2 protein-coding genes and 2 pseudogenes are annotated in these 6,808 nt (G+C 59.7%); 1 reads left to right on the forward strand and 3 read right to left on the reverse strand.

Going from position 1 to position 6,808, the window contains the following annotated elements; all coding sequences use genetic code 11:
* A pseudogene (locus tag Q5H33_RS07765) lies at positions 1–397 on the forward strand (hypothetical protein); the annotation flags it as partial.
* 157 nt (positions 398–554) lie between these two features.
* Here the strand turns inward: Q5H33_RS07765 and Q5H33_RS07770 are convergent.
* From Q5H33_RS07770 to Q5H33_RS07780, 3 genes and pseudogenes are all read right to left on the reverse strand, one after another.
* Positions 555–1,211, reverse strand: coding sequence for an FHA domain-containing protein (locus Q5H33_RS07770; protein WP_033524356.1), 657 nt, complete (start codon positions 1,209–1,211; stop codon positions 555–557).
* A 224-nt stretch (positions 1,212–1,435) separates the two neighbouring features.
* On the reverse strand, positions 1,436–5,449 hold the full coding sequence (locus Q5H33_RS07775; protein ID WP_302423889.1) for a DNA-directed RNA polymerase subunit beta': 4,014 nt from the start codon (positions 5,447–5,449) through the stop codon (positions 1,436–1,438).
* 91 nt (positions 5,450–5,540) lie between these two features.
* Positions 5,541–6,808, reverse strand: a pseudogene (locus Q5H33_RS07780) (DNA-directed RNA polymerase subunit beta); the annotation flags it as partial.

Here is a 6,808-nt window from a genome sequence, read left to right on the forward strand (position 1 = left end):
GCCGCAGCAATCATCGGAAGTGCAATATCAGGCGCAGTACCAGCCGCCGGCAACCCAGCAATGCCAGCCTGAGCCGTTTGCGGCAACACCTGCATCGAATATGGCGAACGATGCTTCGACGGAATACGTCGACCCATATACCAACCCCGCAGACCTGTCTGAAGTGGCTGATTTTTCGCCGATTCAGCCGCAAGAGCCAGTCGCGTCGAATGCTGGTTTCACCGCGGAATTGGCCATGACCACGGAAGATCAGATGCTGATGGCTGAAATCGCAAGCAAAGCTCCGGAGCTGCACCCCTTCCTTGCGCGCAATCCGCATATCTACCCGGATCTGCTCAACTGGCTTGCCAGTCTCAATGATTCCGCCATCAACGCAGCCATCCGTCTGCGACGGTAACCCTTGGTAGAACTTGGCAAAAGCCCGACGAAAGCCGCCAAACAAGGCCTAATAAAAGCCGCTTGCATTGGTAAGCTTTCGTACCATAATATGTTCGTTGCGCCGTCATCCTCATTTATGGATTGACGGCGCAACATGTATCGCGGCGCGAAGGAAATCAGCGCTGTTCGAAAGTGAAGAACTGGTCTCCGATACGCACCGTGCAAGGCGCGTCAAGCTTCATCGGCTTGCGTTCGACCTTGATCTCCTCATTGCCTTGAATGATGTACGTGCCGTTGAGCGAACCGTAATCCTCGATCCACAATACGCCATCCTGATCGAAGCTGATCGCCGCATGATTACGTGAGATGGTGCGCGTCGGATCCTCCAACTTCACGAATTTCGCACCTTCCGGCACTTCAGCGGAAGGCTTGCGCCCCAGCAGCACACCCATATCGACGATCACTTCCTGGCCGGTCTGCTCGTTGTAAAGCACATACTCCAGCTTCGGCTGCTTCATGGTGAATGCCGAAGACAGCACCGTGCCATCCCAGTCGATGTCATCATCGTCATTGACCGGTTCGACGTCGGACGGTTCCAGCGCCGCGGCAGCCTGTTCCACCGGCTGTATGTTCGCCGCATACGATTCCGCGGATTCCTGCACATTTTCCAATGCTTGGAATGCTTGGGATTCCGGTGATTCGTATGTTGGCTGCGATGTTGGCTGCGACTGCGCAGCCTCCGCCATGGCGGGCTCAACGAGAGAAGACATTACTGTGGCATCATCGTCATACCAACCTGGTTCAGGTGGAGGCGGATATGGAAGAAAGCTCATACCTTCATTGTAATTTGCCATGCGATTTTGCGATGAAGATATCCGCTCTGCAATACGTACGGTTCCGCAATAGGCTGACTGTTGTCGTAGGGATCGCAGCAACTGCAGTTCCGCATTAAAAATAGTTCCGCATTAAAAAATGGGGATCAGCTGTTTCCAGCCAATCCCCATTCATGTATTGAGATGATTTCAGACGTTATGCCATTCCATCATCGCTTTTCGGATCACAGGGTGTCGCCCAAATCCATCTGACCGCCATTGTCGTCCAGGAAGTCATCCGGATTGAAGTCGTCGCCGAGCTTCAGATCTCCGAAGTCGATGTTCGAGAAGTCGACTTCGGACAGATCGGCGTCGCCGAAGGCGGCATCGGACTCGTCGCCACCCAAACCGAAGTTCGGGTAGATGGTGTCGCGAATGGCCTTGTCAGGCTCGACCACGGCGTTACGGTAACGGGCAAGGCCGGTACCTGCCGGGATGAGCTTACCGATGATGACGTTCTCCTTGAGGCCCTTGAGGTCATCGACCTTCTGGCTCAGAGCGGCTTCGGTAAGCACGCGGGTGGTCTCCTGGAAGGAAGCCGCGGACAGCCAGGAATCGGTTGCCAGCGAGGCCTTGGTGATGCCCATCAGCTCCGGACGACCGGCAGCAGGCTTGCCACCTTCCTTCACGGCCTTCATATTGGCGGCCTTGAAGCGGGCCTGATCCACCAGTTCACCCGGAAGAAGGTCGGTATCGCCGGAATCGATCACCGTGATACGACGCAGCATCTGGTGCACGATGACCTCGATGTGCTTATCGTGGATATCCACGCCCTGGGAGCGGTACACGGTGTGCACTTCCTCCACAATGTTCACCTGGGCAGCACGCGGGCCGAGGATGCGCAGGATCTTCTTAGGATCGACGGAGCCTTCGATCAGCTGGGTGCCGGCTTCGACATGATCGCCGTCCTTGACCATCATCGGGGCGCGACGGGTCACCGGGTAGGCGATCGGCTCGACGGAATCGTCGTCCGGCTTCAGGATGACCTGACGGCCGCGCTCGGTGTCTTCCACCTTGACCACGCCAGCGAACTCTGCGATCGGGGCCTCACCCTTCGGAGTACGGGCTTCGAAAAGCTCGGTAACACGAGGGAGACCCTGGGTGATATCGGATGCGGAAGCAACGCCACCGGAGTGGAAGGAACGCAGCGTCAGCTGGGTACCAGGCTCGCCGATGGACTGTGCGGCCACGATGCCAACGGCCTCGCCGACATCCACCAGCTTGTTGGTGGCCAGCGACCAGCCATAGCACTTGGCGCACACGCCGCGCTTGGATTCGCAGGTAAGCACGGAACGGGCCTTGACCTCTTCCACGTCGTGGGCAACAAGATCGTTGAGCACGTCCATGGACAGCGCGTCACCGGCCTTGTACAGCACGGTCTCGCCGTCGGCGGGATCGATCACGTCGGTTGCGAGCAGACGGGAGTACGGACCGCCATCGGCGGCCTTGACCAGATGCAGGTTGCCTTCAGCATCACGCTCGCCGACCTTCATCGTCAGGCCACGCTTGGTGCCGCAATCCTCTTCGCGCACGATTACGTCCTGGGAAACGTCCACCAGACGACGGGTCAGGTAGCCAGACTCTGCGGTACGCAGTGCGGTATCGGCCAGACCCTTACGTGCACCGTGCTGGGAGATGAAGTATTCCAGCACGGACAGGCCGTCACGGTAGTTGGACTTCACCGGTCGAGGAATGATCTCGCCCTTCGGGTTGGCCACGAGGCCTCGCATGCCTGCGATCTGGTTGATCTGCATCATGTTTCCTCGTGCACCGGACTGCACGATGATGGCCAGGTTGTTCTTGGAGTCGAAGTGTTCCTCGACCGCCTCGGAGACCTCGCTGGTGCACTTGGTCCACAGGTCGATGAGTTCCTGACGGCGCTCCTCTTCGGTGAGCATACCGATTTCGTAGTTCTCGTTGACCTTGTCGGCTTCGGCTTCGTACTTCTCGATGTACTCGTCGCGCTCGGACGGCTGGATAACGTCGGAGAACGCGAAGGACACACCGGACCACGGTGCGCGGGTGAAGCCCATATCCTTCAGCGCGTCCAGCGTTGCCGCCACCTGTGCGGTGGAGTAACGGGTTGCGATGTCGTCGACGATCTTGCTCAGACGCTTCTTCGGAGCCTGATCGTTCACGAACGGGTAATCCACCGGCAGCGTGCTGTTGAACAGAATACGGCCATAGGAGGTTGCGAAAAGCACGGAACCATCATGGAAGCGCTCTTCCTTCACCACGGCCGGGCTGCCCGGTTCCGGATCGACGACTTCGATTTCGCTCGGCTCCCAGCCCTTCGGCAGCACAAAGTCTTCCGGAAGGCGGATAAGCACCTTGGCCTGCATGTCGATCTCATGCTTGTCGAGGGCCATTTCGGCCTCTTCCAGCGAGGAGAACACGCGGCCCTGGCCCTTGACGCCTTCCAGCACGGTGGACAGGTAGTACAGACCGAGGATCATATCCTGGCTCGGCATGGTCACGGTGTGGCCGTCAGCCGGCTTCAGAATATTGTCGGAAGCCATCATCAGGGAGCGTGCTTCAGCCTGGGCTTCAGCGGACAGCGGCAGGTGGACTGCCATCTGATCGCCATCGAAGTCGGCGTTGAATGCGGCGCAGGCAAGCGGCGGCAGGTGGATGGCCTTGCCTTCCACCAGGATCGGCTCGAATGCCTGGATGCCCAGACGGTGCAGCGTAGGTGCACGGTTCAGGAGCACCGGATGCTCGGAGATGACCTCTTCGAGCACGCCCCACACTTCGGAGTCGGCGCGGTCCACGAGGCGCTTGGCGCTCTTCATGTTCTGCGCGAAGCCCTGGTCCACGAGGCGCTTGATGACGAACGGCTTGAACAGCTCGAGGGCCATCGGCTTCGGCAGACCGCACTGGTGCATGCGCAGGGACGGACCGACCACGATCACGGAACGGCCGGAATAATCCACACGCTTACCGAGCAGGTTCTGACGGAAACGACCCTGCTTACCCTTGAGCATGTCGCTCAGGGACTTCAGCGGACGGTTGGAGGCGCCGGTGACCGGGCGGCCACGACGACCGTTGTCGAACAGGGAATCGACGGCTTCCTGCAGCATGCGCTTCTCGTTGTTGAGCATGATTTCAGGAGCGCCGAGCTCGATCAGTCGCTTCAGACGGTTGTTACGGTTGATCACACGACGGTAGAGGTCGTTGAGATCGGAAGTGGCGAAACGGCCACCGTCGAGCTGCACCATCGGGCGCAGATCCGGCGGAATGACCGGAATCACGTCGAGCACCATGGCCTCCGGCTTGTTGCCGGTGGTCAGGAAGGCGTTGACGACCTTGAGGCGCTTCAGGGCACGGGCCTTGCGCTGACCGGTGCCGGTGTCGATCTCCTCGCGCAGCTGCTTGGAAGCGGCGTCAAGGTCGAAGTCCTGCAGACGCTTCTTGATGGCTTCGGCGCCCATGCAGCCTTCGAAGTAATCGCCGTAGCGGTCTTCCATCTCACGCCACAGGTCGACGTCGCCTTCCATGTCGCCCGGCTTCAGGTTCTTGAAGCGGTCGAACACGGCGCTCAGACGCTGGATCTGCTCGTCGAAACGAACGCGGATGGCGGCCATTTCACGCTCGGCGCTGTTGCGCAGCTTGGCGCGTGCGGAGCCCTTGGCTTCGCCTTCGGCCTCAAGTTCAGCCAGATCGGCTTCGACCTTCTTGGCACGCTCTTCGATTTCCGCGTTGCGGCGCTTCTCCAAGTTGGCGATATCGTTGTCGAACTCGTCCTGCAGACCCGGAAGATCCTCATGACGCTGTTCCTCATCGACGCTGGTGACCATGTAGGCGGCGAAGTAGATGACCTTTTCCAGATCCTTCGGAGCAATGTCCAGCAGGTAGCCCAAACGGGACGGAACACCCTTGAAGAACCAGATGTGGGTCACCGGAGCGGCAAGCTCGATATGGCCCATGCGCTCACGACGAACACGGCTCTTGGTGACTTCCACACCGCAGCGTTCGCAGACGATGCCCTTGAAGCGCACGCGCTTGTACTTGCCGCAGGCGCATTCCCAGTCGCGGGTAGGTCCGAAGATCTGCTCGCCGAACAGGCCGTCTTTCTCCGGTTTCAGGGTACGGTAGTTGATGGTTTCAGGCTTCTTGACCTCGCCGTGGCTCCAGTTACGGATGTCGTCGGCGGTGGCCAGGCCAATCCTCAGTTTGTCAAATGCGTTGACGTCCAGCACTCTATTGTCCTGTCTATCGATTCTTAATGCTTAATCACGTTTCATCAGGCTGGTCGCGCCGCGCTGTCAGGCAACGCGACCAGCCTTGGGATCACTGGAATTCAGGTTCTTCCACAACCTGGTCTTCCTTGGCGGCCGCGTCAGGACGTGCGCCAATGTTGAAGCCCAAATCGTCGGAGGAAGTAGACGGATCGTCGTCCTCGTCCTTCATGTCAATGGCCACGCCTTCGGCGTTGAGCACTTCGACGTTCAGCGACAGGGACTGCATTTCCTTAAGCAGCACCTTGAAGGATTCCGGAATGCCTGCCGGCGGCAGGTTGTCGCCCTTCACGATGGCGCCGTAGACACGCACGCGGCCGTCGACGTCATCGGACTTGGTGGTCATCATTTCATGCAGCGTGTAGGCGGCGCCATAGGCCTCGAGGGCCCACACTTCCATCTCACCGAAACGCTGGCCACCGAACTGAGCCTTACCGCCCAACGGCTGCTGGGTGATCATGGAGTACGGGCCAGTGGAACGCGCGTGGATCTTGTCGTCGACCAAGTGGTGCAGCTTCAGCATGTACATGTAGCCAACGGAGATCGGCTTCGGATACGGTTCGCCGGTACGGCCGTCGAACAGCACAGCCTTGCCGTCGTCGCCGACCAGCTTGTTGCCGTCGCGATCCGGAAGGGTGCAGGACAGCAGGCCCTTGATGGTTTCCGGACGAACGCCGTCGAACACCGGAGTTGCCACCGGAGTGCCCGGCTCGCCCTTTTCGGCGCCCTGCGGAATGTACTTCTTCCAAGCGGCTTCGGCATCCGGATCAAGGGAGATGTCCCAGCCGGCGTGCGCGATCCAGCCCAAGTGCAGTTCCAGCACCTGGCCAAGGTTCATTCGAGAAGGCACGCCCAGCGGGTTCAGCATGATGTCGACCGGAGTACCGTCGGCAAGGAACGGCATATCCTCTTCCGGCAGAATGCGGGAGATAACACCCTTGTTGCCGTGGCGGCCAGACAGCTTGTCGCCCTGGGTGATCTTACGATGCTGCGCGATGTAGACGCGGATCATCTGGTTCACGCCGTTCGGCAGCTCGTCGCCGTCTTCCTCGGCATCCTCGCGAGTGATCTCCTTGACGGCGATCACAGTACCGGTTTCGCCGTGAGGCACGCGCAGCGAGGTGTCACGCACCTCGCGGCTCTTCTCGCCGAAGATGGCGCGGAGCAGACGCTCTTCCGGAGTCAGCTCGGTCTCGCCCTTCGGGGTGACCTTGCCCACCAGAATGTCGCCGGCTTCGACCTCGGCACCGATGCGAATGATGCCACGCTCGTCGAGGTTGGCCACCGCGTCCTCGCCGACGTTCGGCAGATCGCGGGTGA

The organism is uncultured Bifidobacterium sp. (assembly GCF_959020145.1).
Classification (GTDB): domain Bacteria; phylum Actinomycetota; class Actinomycetes; order Actinomycetales; family Bifidobacteriaceae; genus Bifidobacterium.